The sequence below is a fragment of the Desulfoprunum sp. genome (genome assembly GCF_053613775.1).
Map to the genome: position 1 here is coordinate 83,965 of NZ_JBSHXH010000007.1, position 16,170 is coordinate 100,134.

The following is a 16,170-nucleotide window of genomic DNA, read 5'->3' on the forward strand; positions in this document are numbered from 1 at the left end:
TCGCCATGCAGAGCTATCATCTCAAACGTTTGCTGATCCTGCCGCTCCTCCTCGGGCTGACGGCCTGTGCCGCGGTCGGTCCGCAGTATACGACACCGCAACCGGACCTGCCGTCGGCCTGGAGTCAGCTGGAACAGACGGCCCATCCGGTTGCGGATGCCGCCCCGCCCGGTGATGTGAGCCGGTGGTGGCGGCAGCTGGACGATCCGCTGCTGTCCGGATTGATGGCCGAGGCGGTGCAGGCAAGCCCTGATCTGCGCATTGCCCAGGCCAGGCTGCGTGAGGCCCGGGCCCGCCGTGGGGTGGCTGCCGCCGAACGTCTGCCGGAGGTGACCGCATCGGGCAGTGCCCGCCGCAGTCAATCGAGCAGTGAGGCCGGCAGCGGTACGACCAACGATCTGTTCAGTGCCGGCCTCGATGCGAGCTGGGAGATCGACATATTCGGCGGTGTCCGCCGCAGCGTTGCGGCGGCCGAGGCCGATCTCGCAACGGCGGCGGCCAATCTCGACGACACCCGGGTTTCCCTGGCGGCGGAAGTGGCGCTCAACTATGTCGAGGTCCGGGGGCTGCAACTGCGGCTCGCCATCGCCCGCACCAACCTCGCCAGCCAGTCCGAGACCCTGCAGCTCACCGAATGGCGGGAACAGGCCGGGCTGGTCGGGCGCCGGGACGTGGAACAGGCGCGCAGCAACCGGGAGCAGACCCGGGCCCAGATTCCGACCCTCGAAACCAGTCTCGCCGAGGCTGAACACAGCCTCGATATCCTCCTCGGCAAACCACCGGGCACGGTCCATCCCCGGCTGGCGGCAACCCGGGAGCTGCCGGCTATCCCGGACCGGATCGCGGTCGGCATCCCGGCCGACACCCTGCGCCGGCGCCCCGACATCCGGGCGGCGGAGCGGACGCTGGCGGCGGAAACCGCCCGTGTCGGAGTGGCCGAGGCGGCGCGCTATCCCGCCTTCAACCTGTCGGGATCGATCGGCCTGGAGGCGCTGACGGCGGAAAATCTCGGCACCAGCGGCGCTGCCGCGACATCGCTGCTGGCCGGTATCACCGCTCCGGTCTTCAATGCCGGGCGGCTGCGGCAGCAGGTCGAGATCCAGGACGCGGTGCGCGAGCAGGCCCAGGTAGCCTATGAACAGGCGGTGCTCGGCGCCCTGGAGGACGTCGAAAACGCCCTCGTCGCCCTCAAGCGCAACCGTGAGCGCGGCGATGCCCTGGCCGGTGCCGTTGCGGCGGCGCGCACTGCGGCAGAGCTGGCGCGGCAGCAGTACAGTGCCGGGTTGATCGATTTCCAGGCGGTACTCGATACCGAACGCTCCGTGCTGACCGTCGAGGACAGTCTTGCCGGCACCCGCACCGACGGTCTGCTGGCTCTTATCCGTTTATACAAGGCGCTGGGCGGCGGCTGGACGCCGCAGGGCGAGAGCCGCCAGGCCGGCAAGGATACTCCATGAACGACACTACAACCCCATCGGCAAACCAGGAAAAAACCCTGCAGCAATTGATCGGCGCCACCTCCGCCAGGCGTTCGTCGCGCCGCTGGTTGTGGCTGGGGGGAGCGCTGATCATTGGTATCGGCGCGGCCTGGCTCTTTTTGCGGGCCGGCGACGAGGCTTCGGCGCTGCGGTACACCACAGCCCCGGTCGAGGTCGGCACGCTGATTGTCAAGGTCTCGGCCACCGGCAATCTGCAGCCGACCAATACGGTGGATGTGGGCAGCGAACTCTCCGGCATCATCGCCAAGGTACTGGTCGACGACAACGATGCGGTCAAGGAGGGCCAGGTCCTGGCGCAGCTGGATCTGTCGCAGTTGCAGGACGCGGTGGCGAAATCGCGGGCCTCGCTCGCCGCGGCCGAGGCCCAGGTGCTGCAGGCCCAGGCCACGGTGGCGGAGGCGGGCGCCTTGCTGTCGCGCTACCGCCAGGTATCGCAGTTGTCAGGCGGCAAGGTCCCGTCACAGAGTGAAATGGATACGGCCGAAGCCGTCTTCAAGAGGGCTCAGGCCAACGAGGCCAGTGCCCATGCCAGTGTCACCGAGGCGCGCGCCAACCTGCAGTCGGACGAAACCAATCTGGCCAAGGCCAGCATCCGCTCGCCGATCAACGGTGTGGTGCTGTCGCGGCAGGTGGACCCCGGCCAGACCGTGGCCGCCTCCTTCCAGGCGCCGGTTTTGTTTCAACTGGCCGAGGATCTGACCAAGATGGAACTCCAGGTCGATGTCGACGAGGCCGACGTCGGCCAGGTCAAGGCGGGACAGAAGGCGGTGTTCGGAGTTGACGCCTGGCCCGGCCGCGAGTACGCCGCCGTCATCACCCGGGTCGGCTTTGGCTCGCAGGAAGAGGACGGGGTCATTTCCTACCTCACCGTGCTCGAGGTGGGAAACGACGATCTCAGCCTGCGGCCGGGCATGACCGGCACCGCCGAGATCACCACCCTGACCCGGGATAATGCCCTGCTGGTACCGAACGCGGCGCTGCGCTTCAGTCCGCCGGCGACGACCGCCGGCAAACAGAAAAAATCCGGCGGCAGCGTGATGAGCGCCCTGAGGCCGCGGCCGCCGCGCCAGGCGGCCAAGGTCCAGAGCAAGGCCACCAGCGGCGTGCCGCGCGTCTGGGTGCTGCAGGACGGCCAACCGGCAGCGGTGGAGGTCACGACCGGGGCCACCAATGGCCGCCTGACCGAGATCACCGCCGGAGACCTCAAGGCCGGGATGCTGGTGATCACCGAGGCCTCGGGCGTGCAGCCATGAGCGATGCGGCCCTCATCCGGCTGACCGGCATCACCAAGACCTACGGGATCGGCCAGGCTGCCTTCCAGGCCCTGAAGGGGATCGAGCTTGCCGTTGAGGCCGGTGATTTTGTCGCCGTCATGGGGCCGAGCGGCTCCGGCAAGTCGACGACGATGAACATCCTCGGCTGTCTCGACACCCCGACCAGCGGCAGTTACCAGTTCCAGGGCGTTCATGTTGAACGCTTGTCGCGCAATGAGAGGGCGCTGCTGCGGCGCAATTTCCTCGGTTTCGTCTTCCAGGGCTTCAACCTCCTGGCGCGCACCACCGCGCTCGAAAACATCGAGCTGCCGCTGATCTACCGCGGCGAACCCGCCGCCATTCGCCATGCCGCGGCCCGCCGGGCCCTGGAACAGGTCGGCCTGCAGGGCTGGGAGCACCATACCCCGGCCGAGCTGTCCGGCGGGCAGCAGCAGCGGGTAGCCATCGCCCGGGCCATCGTCACCCGGCCGGCCGTGCTGCTGGCCGATGAACCGACCGGCAACCTCGATAGCGCCACCAGTCGGGAAATCATGGACCTGGTCGGCAATTTCAACCGTGAACAGGGGATCACCGTGCTGATGGTCACCCACGAGCCCGACATGGCGGCCTACGCCAACCGCGTCATCCGCTTCGTCGACGGCCGGGTGGAAACCGACTGCCGCCAGGGGGAGGCCGGCTGATGCTGTGGAATACGCTGCTGCTGGCCCTGCGGGCGATCCGGCGCAACCTGATGCGGTCTTTCCTGACGATCCTCGGCATCGTCATCGGGGTGGCCGCCGTCATCACCATGGTTACCCTGGGCAACGGCGCCACCCGCTCCGTGTCCGACCAGATCTCCAGCATGGGCAGCAACCTGCTGATGGTGATGCCGGGGCAGCGCTTCGGTCCCGGCGCCGAACCCGGGGCGCCCTTCAAGAGCGCCGACGTCGAGGCGGTCCGCAACCAGATACCCGGCGCCAGGCTGGTGGCGCCGCTCGTGACCAAGGCGGCGACTGCGGTGTACCAGGCCAACAACTGGTCGACCTCGGTTACCGGCAGCTCGAACGACTATTTCGAGGCCGGGAACTGGCAGATCGCCACCGGCCGCAGTTTTACCGAGACCGAGGAACGGGCGGGCAAGGCGGTGTGCGTGATCGGCGACACCGTGCGCGACAAGCTGTTCGGCCGGCAGAACCCGGTCGGCAGCGAGATCCGCATCAAGCAGTTCGCCTGCGAGGTGATCGGCCTGCTGAAGGCCAAGGGCCAGTCGTCGATGGGATCCGACCAGGACGACACCGTGGTGATGCCGCTGCGCACCGTGCAGCGGCGGCTCAGCGGCAGTCAGGATATCAACCGGCTGACGATCTCGGTGAGGGATGGTGTCTCGATCGACGCGGTCAAGGAGCAGCTCCTCGACCTGATGCGCGAGCGGCGCAAGATCGGTGAAAACGAGGACGACGACTTCCGGGTGATGGACACCCGGCAGATTGCCGAGACCCTGACCAGCACCACCAAGATCCTCACCATGCTGCTCGCCGCGGTGGCGGCGGTGAGCCTGCTGGTCGGCGGTATCGGTATCATGAACATCATGCTGGTGTCGGTCACCGAGCGCACCCGCGAGATCGGCATCCGCCTGGCCATCGGCGCCCTGGAACGGGAGGTGCTGCTGCAGTTCCTGATCGAGGCGGTGGTCCTGTCGAGCCTCGGCGGGCTGATCGGCATCGCCCTGGCCACCGTGGCCTCGATTCTGCTCGCCGGGCTGATGAACGTGCCCTACCTGTTCGACCCCGGCATCAATCTGCTGTCCTTCCTGTTCTCCGCCGTCATCGGCGTGATCTTCGGCTACTTCCCGGCGCGCCGGGCCGCCGGCCTCAACCCGATCGATGCCCTGCGGCACGAGTGAATGTCCGGAAATGTCCCGCCGTGCCGTTCCCCCGGCGGGGCTGATCACACCGGCATGAGAACCGATGGGCCACGGGTGAATGACGCTGGCGACCCTTGCCGGAGTTTGCGAATTGCCGTTGTCGGAGCAGAGAAAAACCTTCAGGCGAGCAGAAAAAATATACCGTTGATGACCGACCAGATCAGCACGATGACGGTGCCGACGACGCAGGCCATGCTCAACACCTTGTGCCCGAAGTTGTCCCGGGACCGGTCCCGATAGCCGAGCAGGTAGCCTGCCAGCGCGCCGGTCAGCATGCCGCCCGCATGACCGAAGTTATTGATCCCGGGAACCATGAAGCCAAAGATGAAGATCCCCAGGGCCCAGCCGCCGATCTGGCTGTAGACCGCATCGCCGTAGGCGCCGCCCCGGCTTTTGCCGTAATACAGCGCCGCCCCGATCAACCCGCAGACCGCCGCCGAGGCGCCGATGGTGAAGCGCACGCCGAACAGGGCCGAAATCAGATAGCCGCCGATCCCGCTCAGGGTGTAGATGGCGAGCATCCGGTCCCTGCCGTATTCCCGGATGATCAGGGGGCCGAGCTGGTGCAGGGCGATCATGTTGAAGACGATATGCAACAGACTGCCATGCAGGTAACTGGCCGAAATCAGGGTCCACCAGCGATTGAGTTGCAGCAGCGGTATCGTCCCGGTGGAACCGAGCACCAGCAGGCTCTCGCTGCTGGGCGAGAGAAAATTGAACGGGCTGCCGGACAGGGCCGCGGGGCGCAGGTCGATCACCACCGACAGCACGAACATGGCAATATTGGCGATGAGAATCGTCCGCAGAATTCCATTTTCGCCCCCGGCACCCCGGGTAAATATGTTATCCTTCCAGATCGAACCGGGATTTTTCATGCCGCAGGATGGACAGACGGGTGCGGAGCGGCTGACCAACGTTCGGCAATTGGGACAGAGGAGTGAGGTTCTTTTCGATGCATTCATTGTGATATCAATTCGCTCGTTCAATAAACGTTGGCCGGGGCGGTCCTGCACATTACTCCCCCAGAAGATAATGACATCCCCCGATTATACAACCCGGGATCGAACGTCACGATGGCGATGCAGGCACTGCCGATCGTTGCTGTTCAAGCGATCATGCTGTTTCCCCAGCCGGCAGCATCCGGGCCGTTTGAATGCCTGGCGAACGGGATCGGAACCGGAGCACTTTTCACTCCTCCCCAAACACCACTTGAAGCCTTGTCTGAAAGAGAGAACCGATGTCCATTGAACTGTGGCTCGCCTTCGTCGCCGCCTCCGTCATCCTCCTGGTGATTCCCGGCCCCACCATTCTCACCGTGGTCAGCTACTCGGTGGCCCATGGCCGACGAGCGAATATACCTCTCGTGGCAGCGGTGGCGCTTGGCGACTCCACGGCATTGATGCTCTCGATCTTCGGGCTCGGCACCCTGCTGGCGGCATCGGCCTTGTGGTTCACGGTGATCAAATGGGTCGGCGGCCTGTACCTGCTCTGGCTGGGGATCAGACTTCTCCGTGCCGGGGGTTCCCCGGTCGTTGTCAGCTCGCGAACCGTGCCGGTCTCACGCTGGGCGCTTTTCGTCAACACCTATCTGGTCACCGCCTTGAATCCCAAGGGGATCATGTTCTTCGTCGCCTTTCTGCCGCAATTCGTCACTCCCAGGGCCGACGCCGCGCGCCAGCTGCTGATTTTGTCGGTCACCTTCGTCACGCTGGCGATGATCAATGCCGCGTGCTACTCGCTGTTCGCAACCACCGCCCGCAGGATCATGTCTTCCTCACGGGTGCAGCGTCGCTTCAACCTGAGCGGAGGATCCCTGCTTACCGCTGCCGGCCTTTGGGCGTTGCTGGCCAAACGGTAGCGACCTTCGCCGCTGAAGCGGTGCCGCATCGGTCCGGCTGTCGGTCTTGGCAGCCTCCTTCCGGTTGCCGGCGGAGTGTGCAACGCCGAAAATGATCGCTCATTGAAGGAACGAATGTCCGTAATGCTTCCAGATCTCAATGGCGATGCTCAACGGCTTCATCATGGGAACAGTATAGGTGTGGAGTTTTTTGTTGGCCATATAGGTCCTGCACCGGTCGACATATGCTGAAAAACCTCGCGGGGAGATGATGAGCGGTTTCGTCAGCTCCTCTTTCAGTTCCACCAGTCGTTCAGGCAGGTATTCCGACAACAGCGGCACCTGGAGGTAGATGGCTGCCACAATCACGTCCGTATTGGGATCCTGATCGATAATCCTGATCGATTCCAACAGTCGGTCATCGTCGCAGTTGCCGAAGAGGTCAATGGGGTTGTTGCCCACATTTTTCAAGATCGTTTCGCTGAGACTCTGCTGTTCCGGTTTAAGATTTTTCTCGATCAAGGCCTTCATCCGGCTTCTGGTCCCGGGGGCGAATTCCGCAAGCACCATTCCTTCTTCAGTGACCTGATCGGCAAGGAGGATGCCGGCTCCGCCACCGACACTGACCACGGCGATCCGGTTGTTGGACGTCTGCGGCTGGCTTGTCAGGATGGACAGCACATTGACCAGGATCTTGGGGTCTTCGGTGAGCTCATCGACCAGGTAAAAGCCGGCCTGCTCACAGCAGGCCTTGAAGGCCTCGTGACTGCCGGCCAGGGAGGCCGTGTGGGAGAGCGCTGCCTCGGCCCCGCCGCCGGTGCCGCCTTTGATGATCAGGACCGGTTTCTTGTTCGCGACTTCCCGGCCGATCTGCATCAGTTTCAGACCGTCGGCGACCCCTTCCAGATAGATGGCGACGATTTTGATTTTCGGATCAGCTCCCATGTGTGCCAGAATTTCGGGGACTCCGGCGCTGGCGGCGTTGCCGATGGAAACCCACTTCCCCAGGTTCTGCCTGTCGGCGCTGAACATCTCCAGCAGTTCGAGGCCGATGCCTCCGCTCTGGGAAATAACACCGACGCAATTGGACTGCGGCACCGGCACCGATCGTTGTTCAGGGATGTAATTGGTGTTGAGGCCGGTGAAGTTGTCGATGACGCCCATGCAGTTTGGACCGATAAAGGCGACCTTATATCTTTCACTGATCTCGACCAGTTGCTGCTCGAGATCGTTCCGGCCCATTTCGGCAAATCCATCGCTGAAGATGATGGCGCCTTTTCCTCCCAATCGGCAGAACTCCTCGAAGATGCTCACTGTCTTTTCGGAACTTACTGCAAAAACGGCAACTTCAGGAATTTGAGGGAGATCCTTCAGGGAGGGGTAGCAGGGCAGGCCGTGAATCTTCGTCAGTTTCGGGTGAATCGGATAGAGATTCCTGATCTTCATGCAATTTTTCAAGATGACACCGCCCTGGGTGCCCGGACGGGATGCACCGATCACCGCAACCGATTCGGCGTTGAAGATGGCATCGATGCTTTGCTGTTTCCACGGCCTGATATCCTCCGCCATCGGTTTGACGATGTTCCCATCACGGATGAGCCTGGCATCAACAATCGCACAGCCTTCCTCGTACACGATGACGGGGTTCAGATCGAGTTCGCAGATATCCGGATTCTCCGCCATGAGTCTGGAAATGTTGACGGTCAGATCGACGATTCTGTCCCGGTCGTAGCGTTGTCCCCTGAATCCGCCAAGGATCCTGCCGACCCGGGTGGTCGTCAGCATGCGTTCCACGTCCTGCCGGGTGAGGATCCCGATGCCCATGGCGGCATCGGAATAGAGCTCGACAAATATTCCCCCGATGCCGATCATGGTTACCGGGCCGAAGCCGGGGTCCCGTTTAGCGCCGATGAGCAGTTCGAACCCTTGTTCCGCCATCCTCTGAACGAGAAGCCCTTCTTTGGTTTCTCTGGAAAAACCGTCGATTTTTTCTTCAATGGCGAGGCATGCGTTTTTCAGCTGTGATTTGTCGTGAATGTTCAAAAACACCGTCCCTTCATCCGATTTATGGATGATCTTCTCTGAAACGGGCTTCACCGCAACCGGATATCCCATCTCCTCGGCCGCACCTTCCGCTTCGGCTATGGAGTACACCTGACGGCCATCTGCCACAATGCCGTAACGAGTCAACAGCGCCGCACTTTCTTCAAAATTCATCTGTCGTCTGTTCATGGTGATCGCAGAAATATCTGGAAAACATTGAGTGAAAAATTGGCATTCCCGGTCGTGAAAAATCACTTATTCGGGCTATCTGACATTTTTGTGGGTAATAAAGCGGTATTATGGCCATCCCGCCATTCTGCCTACGCTGATCAACAACCGCAACCGCATCCACAGGAAGTCCCGCAACCCCCATGGGCCAAGGCCCTGGCTACGGCCTGCACCACCTCCCGGTTATCTGCGTCGGTCACACCGGTAATTTCGATTTCCAACTCAATCGTGTCATCGCGAAGCCGCCCCCCGAGTATTTGACACAGGGGGTGGAAAAGGTGGCCGAAATACGCATGGGCATCGGCGGCCTTGACGCTGACCGTCAGTTTCTCTCCTTCATGTTTATCATGGAGTGCGATTTCAAACGGACAGAGTCCGTCACTGTCGACCCCATAGATAAACGCCAAAGATACCGGAGAGCCACTCGTATCACATTTCCCGGGCTCAATTGCCGTCGATAGCGAAAGCGTGACTTTTTTCAGGAGTTGAACAGTGGCTTCCATGAAGTATCTCCTCTGGTTGTGTCGACGTTTATCGGGTGAGAATTACGAATATTTTCATTGCTTCAAAGCCAGGAGCTCATTTTTCAGCATTTCGAGTTGTTCTTTTAAATATGCCACTGAATTTTCGAGTTCGGTTATGCGATCATGATACGTCTCTGCCGCACTCAGGCCCTGATCCCTGCCGCCGCCGCGTTGTTCGAGGTTTTCAGGTTCACCCGCCAGCAGGTGGGCATAACGCTGTTCTTTCTGGCCTGGTTGTCGCGGCAGTTTGAGCACCAGGCCGATTTCCGAGAGGCTGTCAAGGGCCTGGACAACCTCCTCCAGGTTTTCGAAGGAACACAGCCTCTCGGTGCGCGCTCGCAGTTCTCCAGCGGTTTGAGGGCCGCGGAGCAGCAACAGACACAACAGGGCCGCTTCGCGCCTGATCAGGTTGGAGGTTTTGACAAAGTTGTGCCAGTATTTGGGGATGCGGCTGGCGTCGCTCTGGCAGACAATCTGTTTTTCCTTCAGTGACTGCAAGGCCGCAATTATATCGCTGTCGTTCAAGGAAAGAACCGGAGATCGGTTCGATTTCTGATTGCAGGCGTTCGTGAGGGCATTCAGCGACAGGGGGTAGTATTCAGGAGTGGCCAGTTCCTTTTCCATCAGACTGCCAAGTACCCTGATCTCGATTTCATTCAGGAGGATATCCATGTGTTTGTGTGGTTTCCAAATATTTTTTATGACAGGTTGTATGCAACCATATCCTTTGCAAAAATCCGGTACAGCAGATTAACTTCCTTGCTTGGATCGAGGGGGTGAGAGTTGATTTATAGCAACGATTGCAAGCTTTGATTCCTATCTCTAAATAACTGTAAAATCACTTGGTAAAAACAACCGTTGAATCGATAGATTCCTGCGGTTTCTGGGATGTTGCAGGAGAAGGCCGATACCCAATGCAGGACATTTTTCCTAAGCCGTCGTCAAACAATAACCGTTACACAGAAATACCTTTCCGGCATAAGGGGCCGTAACGAAATGGTGAAAAATGTAACGGTTATTTCGTAACGGCCCCTAAAATCAAATCGATTATTCGGTGAAACCTTTTGCGGCCATAGCATCCCTGTTTTTGAAGTGCGCCATGCCTGTTTTCATTTTACGGAAATCAAGCGTTGTATAAAATCCTTCCTTGCCCGGGGAGGCATACAGTATCAAATTGCAGTGCGATAGCCTGGTTTGAATGGTTTTTATGATAGCCGACCCGACCCCTCTGCCCTGATGTTCAGGGCTCACCGCAACATCATAAACAGCAGCCTGATAAACACCATCGGATATGGCTCTGCCGAACCCTATCAATTGGCCGTTGTGCCAGGCGAACACGGTAGTGTGGCTTGCCTCGAAGGCGCGTTTATGGACCTCGGGCGGGTAATGCGCCATGCCGACATTCTTGAGGGTTGACGCAATTATATCCCAGTTGATTCCGGATGTATCGAAGCTTAATTCAATTTCCATAGAGTATAATAGTCGAGATGCGGATTGGCTTTGACAACGCCGGGGCGAGCCGGCTCATCGGCTCGGACGGGTTGTCGACGAGTTTCGGCCTTCAACTGGAACTGCTCTGGAGAGCCCGGTACAGGCGTTCCACCAGGGCCTGATTGTAACCATGGGAGGTCATGTTGGCGGAAATGCGTCCTCGTATGGCATAACCGAGGAGGTACAGGTCCCCGATCATGTCCAGTATCTTGTGGCGCACGAATTCGTCTGGAAAACGGAGTTCGGTATTGATGACCTTGCCTTCGTGCATGATGATATGGGAGTGGAGATAGCCGCCACCGACCTTTCCCAGTCTCTGGGCTATTTCGATGTTCTCAAAGGTGTTGAACGATCGGGCCGGGGCGATCTCCTCTGCAAAAGTTTCGGTCGCCGGGTTGAACGTGAGGATCTGCTCCCCTATTGGCGGAGGATAGTCGACTCGCATCGATATCTCGAACCCATCGAAAGGCTCCGCATAGAGATGCTTTTCATGCTTCTTCTCGATGCCCACCCCGAGTTTCCGGCGGATGACGGCGACTTTGGTGGAGGCCGGCTGTACCTCTATCCCGGCCTGTTCGATCAGGTCGCAGAAATCCTTGGCGGAACCGTCGATATTCGGCACCTCGTCATCGACCTTGATGAGCACGTTGGTTATGCCGTACATGGCAAAGACCGCCATCAGGTGTTCAACGGTACGCACCTGTTGCCTGCCGTTGTCGAGGGTGGTGGAGTTGGCGGAGAAGGTCTTGGAGGATACCGTCTGGGAAAAATTTCCGACGGAGGTGATATGTCCGGGGATTATCTGGCCATCGAGAGTTTGAAAGACGATTCCCTCGTCGATGCCCAACGGGCTGAGGATGATGCCGGTTTTCCGGCCGCTCAGGAGCCCCACTCCGTTCAGGACGACATTTTCCCTGAGGGTACGCTGGGGTTCGGAGGAATCGACCAGTTCCACCATCCCTGGGGGCATCAACAGATCGGCGCTGGCGATTTCAAGTCGTGTATCCGAAGGCAGGGTAGCACTGCTTCCGGCAGGTTTATGCTCGAGGGCGGATTTGACCTTGTCGAGCAGGACCTCGAGATGCAGCGGTTTTTCCATGAAATCGTAGGCGCCGGCCTTGATGGCGGCCACTGCGGTATCGATGCCGGCATGTCCGCTCATCATGATGATGGGGAGTGCCGGAAATCGGCTGTGCAGACGTTTAAGAAGCTGCAACCCGTCTATTCCCGGGAGCCAGATATCCAGCATAACGAGCGAGGGCTCGATCGTATCGAGCTTTTGCCAGAAGCTTTCGGCATCTTGAAAGACGATGGCCTCATATCCCTCGTCCTTCAGGATGCCTGCTACCGTGGAACAGATAAAGGGTTGATCGTCGACTATACAAATAGGGTTCATGACATTCCTGTCCAAAATATGTATTAGAAAAAGTGTTTTTCGATGTGGCGGAAGGTATGTGGTTCCGCCATCTGTCTCAGCCATCACACCCTTCCCTGTCCCCTCTCATTCCGGGCAAGGGGGTACTGTCTCGGTCGCCTGCCTGGCACAGCCGGCCATTATTCAGTATCATCCACGACACTACAAAAGAATCGCGGTTGCCGGCAAGATCGATAGCTATTGTACTGGATAAATATTATTTCGCAGCTATTTGGTGGTAGCCGCGGTGCCGACCCTCCGGTGGCGGGCTTCTGCTGCGATAATTTTATCTTTACGTAAGATAGAATTCAATGGTGGGGTGTGGAGGTGTTGCAGTGGATCATGCCCAGTCACGGTGCATTCGTGCGTCAGTCCTCTGGGTGCCGCCGCAGTGGCGAGCAGGCATGGAGAGGGCCAATTTGATCGTAGTGTCCGTATCGGAATCCGCGAGGACGAGGCCGGCCTGGAATCCGCACGACTCCACCTCCCCCGGGCGCGGGAGATGGTCGAACTCATCAGGAAGTAAAAAATGAGGGGTCCGCAACTTGCATGTCAGACATTATGGAATTCTTCAAAGTGAAAAAATATGCCCTTCACAACACGACGTACGCTATAATCGGATGAACCTTGTTTTTGACTCGTTTGCGGCTGGTTGTACCACTGCCGGTCGTGTCGGACCGGGCTGAGCGCCGTTGCCGTAACGAATCGATATGTTTCTAATTCAAGGGGGATCGCAGGATGAACACCAGGCTTGACTTTATCTTCACCCGTCGCAGCGTACGGAAGTACCTGGACAAGGACATTCCGGCGGCGATGCTGCACGACCTGCTCGAGGCCGGCATGGCGGCGCCATCGGCCCGGGCGGCCGACCCCCTGCATTTCATCGTCATCACCGAAAGGGCGGGACTCGACGCGATCGCCACGGTCCTGCCGTACGCCAAGATGCTGCACTCCGCCCCGGCGGCGATCGTGGTCTGCGGCGATCCGGAGCGGGCCCCGGGTGGGCTCGAGCCCAACCTGGTGCAGGACGGCAGCGCCGCTGTCGAAAACATCCTGCTGGCGGCCACCGCGCTCGGTCTCGGTTCCTGCTGGCTGGGCGTCTATCCCCATCAGGACCGTATCGACGGCCTGCGCACCCAGTTGCAACTGCCGCCCCGTATCGTGCCGGTGGCCGGCATCGCCCTGGGCTGGCCGGCCGTCGTCCCCGAGGCACGGACCCGCTACCGGCCCGAACGCGTTCACTGGGAGCGCTGGCAGTGAGCGGCGAGGCGCGATTTTTCATCGTCCGGGAGGATAAGGTGCTGGTTCCCGCGGACCGGCTGGAGATCACCGCCTTTACCGCCGGCGACTGGCTCCAACTGCAGGCCCACGCCGCTACCATCCTGCCGTTGGACAAGGGGCCTGGCAGCAGCGACTTTGCCGTGGAGCTGGACCCGGATTTCGAGGCCGGCGAAGGGTTCGAGTGGATGAGGCTGCGCCGCCTCGTCGGCCGGGTCGCTGACGCCGAGTTCGATGCCTGGGGCAAGGCGGCCCAGCTCCTGCACTGGCACAGGACCCACCGCTACTGCGGCCGGTGCGGCCAGGCGACGATCGCCCACGCCAGCGAACAGGCGATGGTCTGTCCGGCCTGTTCATTATCGTGGTACCCGCGGATTTCGCCCTGTGTCATCGTCCTCGTCACCCGCGGCGAAGATCTGCTGCTGGCGCGGTCGCCGCGCTTCCAGGAGGGGATGTACAGCACCCTGGCCGGTTTTGTCGAGCCGGGCGAGTCGGTGGAAACCGCCGTGCACCGGGAGATCGGCGAGGAGGTGGCCATCCGCGTCGGCGGGCTCCGTTATTTCGGCAGTCAGCCCTGGCCCTTCCCGGGCCAGCTGATGCTCGGCTTCCTCGCCGAATATGCCGGCGGCGAGATCGAGGTCGACGGGGTGGAGATCAGCGATGCCGCCTGGTACCATTACCGGCGCCTGCCGCTGATCCCCGGGCCGGGGACGATCGCCGGCCGGATGATCAGGCACTATCGGCACCTTCTTGACGGTGAAGGACCAGGGGCGGAGGACCGGGATCGGCTCCGCTGCCGGCGATAGACGGGTGAAAAGATGGTCCGAATCGGGTACAAGGAAGGAAAAAGGTCATGGCCACGGACCAGGCCCCGACGCTCGGATGCACTGGCGTCGTTCCGGCCCGGAGGCCGTTATCCTCCGGATTCAACCCTTACGACCTGAAGACCATGGATGCCTATACCGAAGCCCATCTCTTTGTTGCCGCCATCCGAGTCCTCCAGCACCGCAATCAGAGCCCGCCGCGCCTCGAGGATGTCAGTGAGATGCTGCAGATCTCCATCGAACTGGGCCATTCGATCTGCCGCCGATTAGCCGGACTCGGGATCATCGAGACCCTGGAGGATCCTTTCTCCATCATGCTCGCGGTCGCCGACCACCTCCGGATCGAAAAGATCCCGTGCCAGACGAAGGAGGACAACAGCCTGGCCAGGGAGATCGAGAAGTTCCAGGCCGGGAAGAAGAGCATCGACCAGAAGGTGGCCGAGATCCAGGCCGAGATGGCGAAAAAGAAGAAGGCGCTCTTCGCCGATGTCGAGGCGATGTTCAAGAAGAGCGAGGACAAGGGCGGCAATGCCTAGCCCGGCGATCACCGGCGCCGGCCCGGCAGGGGGTGAGGGTGGCCGCGGCCCCCTGCCTTCCGGCGCGCGGCAGGCCGGACCATGAAGATCCTCCACACCTCCGACTGGCATATCGGCCGCACCCTGTATGGCCGCCGGCGGTATCCTGAATTCGAGGCCTTTCTTCACTGGCTGGCGGAGTTGATCGAGCGGGAGGCGATCGACGTCCTGCTGGTGGCCGGCGACGTCTTCGACACCAGCACCCCGAGCAACCGGGCGCAGGAGCTGTACTACCGCTTCCTTTGCCGGGTCGCTGCCTCCCCCTGCCGCCACGTGGTGGTGGTTGCCGGCAATCATGATTCGCCGTCGTTTCTCAATGCCCCGCGGCAGCTGCTGCGGGCCCTTGATATCCATGTGGTCGGCACAATCGGCGACCACCCGGGCGACGAGGTCGTGGTGCTCAACGGCCGCGATGGGGCGCCGGAATTGATCGTCTGCGCCGTCCCTTACCTGCGGGACCGGGATATCCGGGCGGCGGAGGCCGGCGAGAGCCTCGAAGACAAGGATCGGAAGCTGATCGATGGCATCCGCGGCCACTATGCCGAGGTCGCCGCTGTGGCCGAAGACCGTCGCCGGCAAGCGGGCGGCGACATCCCGATCGTCGCCATGGGCCACCTGTTCACCGCCGGCGGCCGGACTCTCGAGGGCGACGGGGTCCGCGATCTCTATGTCGGCTCACTCGCCCATCTCTCGGCGGCGCTCTTCCCGTCCGCCTTCGATTATCTGGCCCTCGGCCATCTTCATGTGCCGCAGGAGGTCGGCGGCTCTCCCTGCCGGCGCTACAGCGGCTCGCCGCTGCCGATGGGCTTCGGCGAGGCCGGGCAGCAGAAGAGCCTCTGCCTGGTGCGGGCGGCCGGTTGCCATCTCGCGGTCGAGCTGGTGCCGGTGCCGTGCTTCCAGCGGCTTGAACGCCTGCGCGGGGCCTGGGCCGAGATTGCCGCCGGCCTCGACCGTCTGGCGGCCACGGCCGAATCGATCTGGGTGGAGATCGTCTACGACGGCGACGAGATCATCAGCGATCTGCGCCGCCGGTTGGAGGAGGAGGTCGCCGGGACGGCGATCGAGATCCTGCGGGTCAGGAACTCGAGGGTCATCGACCGGGCCCTGAGCCGCAGCGACGATGAGGAATCGCTGGACGATCTGCAGGTGGACGAGGTCTTCGAACGCTGTCTGGCCCAGCATGCGGTGCCGGCCTCGCAGTGGCCTGAGTTGCTGCAGTCCTACCGGGAGATCGTCGCGGCGCTGGCCGCCGCCGATCCCCGGGCGGAGTAGGGAGGGCG

Annotated in this window: 15 protein-coding genes; 9 read left to right on the forward strand and 6 right to left on the reverse strand. The window is 61.2% G+C overall.

The genetic code is table 11. From position 1 onward, the window contains the following. The first annotated feature begins 5 nt into the window (after positions 1 to 5). From ACWGKN_RS14530 to ACWGKN_RS14545, 4 genes are read left to right on the forward strand one after another with little or no spacing between them, the layout of a single operon-like run. Entirely contained in the window at positions 6 to 1,457 is a 1,452-nt protein-coding gene (locus ACWGKN_RS14530; RefSeq protein ID WP_424256220.1) for an efflux transporter outer membrane subunit, read from the forward strand. Beyond that, positions 1,454 to 2,752 (forward strand): efflux RND transporter periplasmic adaptor subunit, encoded by a 1,299-nt coding sequence (locus ACWGKN_RS14535; protein ID WP_452095519.1) that lies wholly within the window; start codon positions 1,454 to 1,456, stop codon positions 2,750 to 2,752. The genes ACWGKN_RS14530 and ACWGKN_RS14535 overlap by 4 nt, the downstream gene beginning before the upstream one ends. After that, positions 2,749 to 3,453, forward strand: coding sequence for an ABC transporter ATP-binding protein (locus ACWGKN_RS14540; RefSeq protein WP_035229499.1), 705 nt, complete (start codon positions 2,749 to 2,751; stop codon positions 3,451 to 3,453). Before ACWGKN_RS14535 ends, ACWGKN_RS14540 begins: the two co-directional genes overlap by 4 nt. Then, a complete protein-coding gene (locus tag ACWGKN_RS14545) occupies positions 3,453 to 4,655 on the forward strand; it encodes an ABC transporter permease (RefSeq protein ID WP_035229501.1) in 1,203 nt (400 codons plus the stop codon). The genes ACWGKN_RS14540 and ACWGKN_RS14545 overlap by 1 nt, the downstream gene beginning before the upstream one ends. A gap of 140 nt (positions 4,656 to 4,795) precedes the next feature. Here ACWGKN_RS14545 and ACWGKN_RS14550 read toward each other — a convergent pair whose 3' ends face one another. Continuing rightward, entirely contained in the window at positions 4,796 to 5,551 is a 756-nt protein-coding gene (locus ACWGKN_RS14550; protein ID WP_424256222.1) for a rhomboid family intramembrane serine protease, read from the reverse strand. A 362-nt stretch (positions 5,552 to 5,913) separates the two neighbouring features. Between ACWGKN_RS14550 and ACWGKN_RS14555 the strand changes: the two genes are divergently transcribed. After that, a complete protein-coding gene (locus ACWGKN_RS14555) occupies positions 5,914 to 6,534 on the forward strand; it encodes a LysE family translocator (RefSeq protein WP_035229505.1) in 621 nt (206 codons plus the stop codon). A gap of 99 nt (positions 6,535 to 6,633) precedes the next feature. Here the strand turns inward: ACWGKN_RS14555 and ACWGKN_RS14560 are convergent, their stop codons facing one another. The 5 genes from ACWGKN_RS14560 to lpxC all read right to left on the reverse strand — a co-directional run bounded on the left by ACWGKN_RS14560 (position 6,634) and on the right by lpxC (position 12,195). Continuing rightward, positions 6,634 to 8,745: an acetate--CoA ligase family protein gene (locus ACWGKN_RS14560; RefSeq protein ID WP_452095520.1), complete on the reverse strand. Its 2,112-nt coding sequence runs from the start codon at positions 8,743 to 8,745 to the stop codon at positions 6,634 to 6,636. A gap of 140 nt (positions 8,746 to 8,885) precedes the next feature. Further along, positions 8,886 to 9,287, reverse strand: a complete 402-nt coding sequence (locus ACWGKN_RS14565; protein WP_452095521.1) for a hypothetical protein — start codon at positions 9,285 to 9,287, stop codon at positions 8,886 to 8,888. Between the two features lie 54 nt (positions 9,288 to 9,341). Next, positions 9,342 to 9,980 (reverse strand): YceH family protein, encoded by a 639-nt coding sequence (locus tag ACWGKN_RS14570; protein WP_452095522.1) that lies wholly within the window; start codon positions 9,978 to 9,980, stop codon positions 9,342 to 9,344. A gap of 375 nt (positions 9,981 to 10,355) precedes the next feature. Further along, complete coding sequence (locus tag ACWGKN_RS14575) at positions 10,356 to 10,778, reverse strand: GNAT family N-acetyltransferase (protein ID WP_452095523.1); 423 nt, start codon at positions 10,776 to 10,778, stop codon at positions 10,356 to 10,358. Positions 10,779 to 10,869: 91 nt separating this feature from the next. After that, positions 10,870 to 12,195 carry a UDP-3-O-acyl-N-acetylglucosamine deacetylase gene (gene lpxC, locus ACWGKN_RS14580; protein ID WP_035229516.1) on the reverse strand — a complete coding sequence of 442 codons (1,326 nt, stop codon included), beginning with the start codon at positions 12,193 to 12,195 and terminating at the stop codon, positions 10,870 to 10,872. A 756-nt stretch (positions 12,196 to 12,951) separates the two neighbouring features. Between lpxC and ACWGKN_RS14585 the strand changes: the two genes are divergently transcribed. From ACWGKN_RS14585 to ACWGKN_RS14600, 4 genes are all read left to right on the forward strand, one after another. After that, complete coding sequence (locus ACWGKN_RS14585; RefSeq protein WP_035229518.1) at positions 12,952 to 13,473, forward strand: nitroreductase family protein; 522 nt, start codon at positions 12,952 to 12,954, stop codon at positions 13,471 to 13,473. Further along, positions 13,470 to 14,297, forward strand: coding sequence for an NAD(+) diphosphatase (nudC, locus tag ACWGKN_RS14590; protein WP_424256226.1), 828 nt, complete (start codon positions 13,470 to 13,472; stop codon positions 14,295 to 14,297). The genes ACWGKN_RS14585 and nudC overlap by 4 nt, the downstream gene beginning before the upstream one ends. A 47-nt stretch (positions 14,298 to 14,344) precedes the next feature. Further along, on the forward strand, positions 14,345 to 14,851 hold the full coding sequence (locus ACWGKN_RS14595) for a hypothetical protein (RefSeq protein WP_424256227.1): 507 nt from the start codon (positions 14,345 to 14,347) through the stop codon (positions 14,849 to 14,851). Positions 14,852 to 14,932: 81 nt separating this feature from the next. Beyond that, complete coding sequence (locus ACWGKN_RS14600; RefSeq protein ID WP_035229522.1) at positions 14,933 to 16,162, forward strand: exonuclease SbcCD subunit D C-terminal domain-containing protein; 1,230 nt, start codon at positions 14,933 to 14,935, stop codon at positions 16,160 to 16,162. Positions 16,163 to 16,170 lie beyond the last annotated feature (8 nt).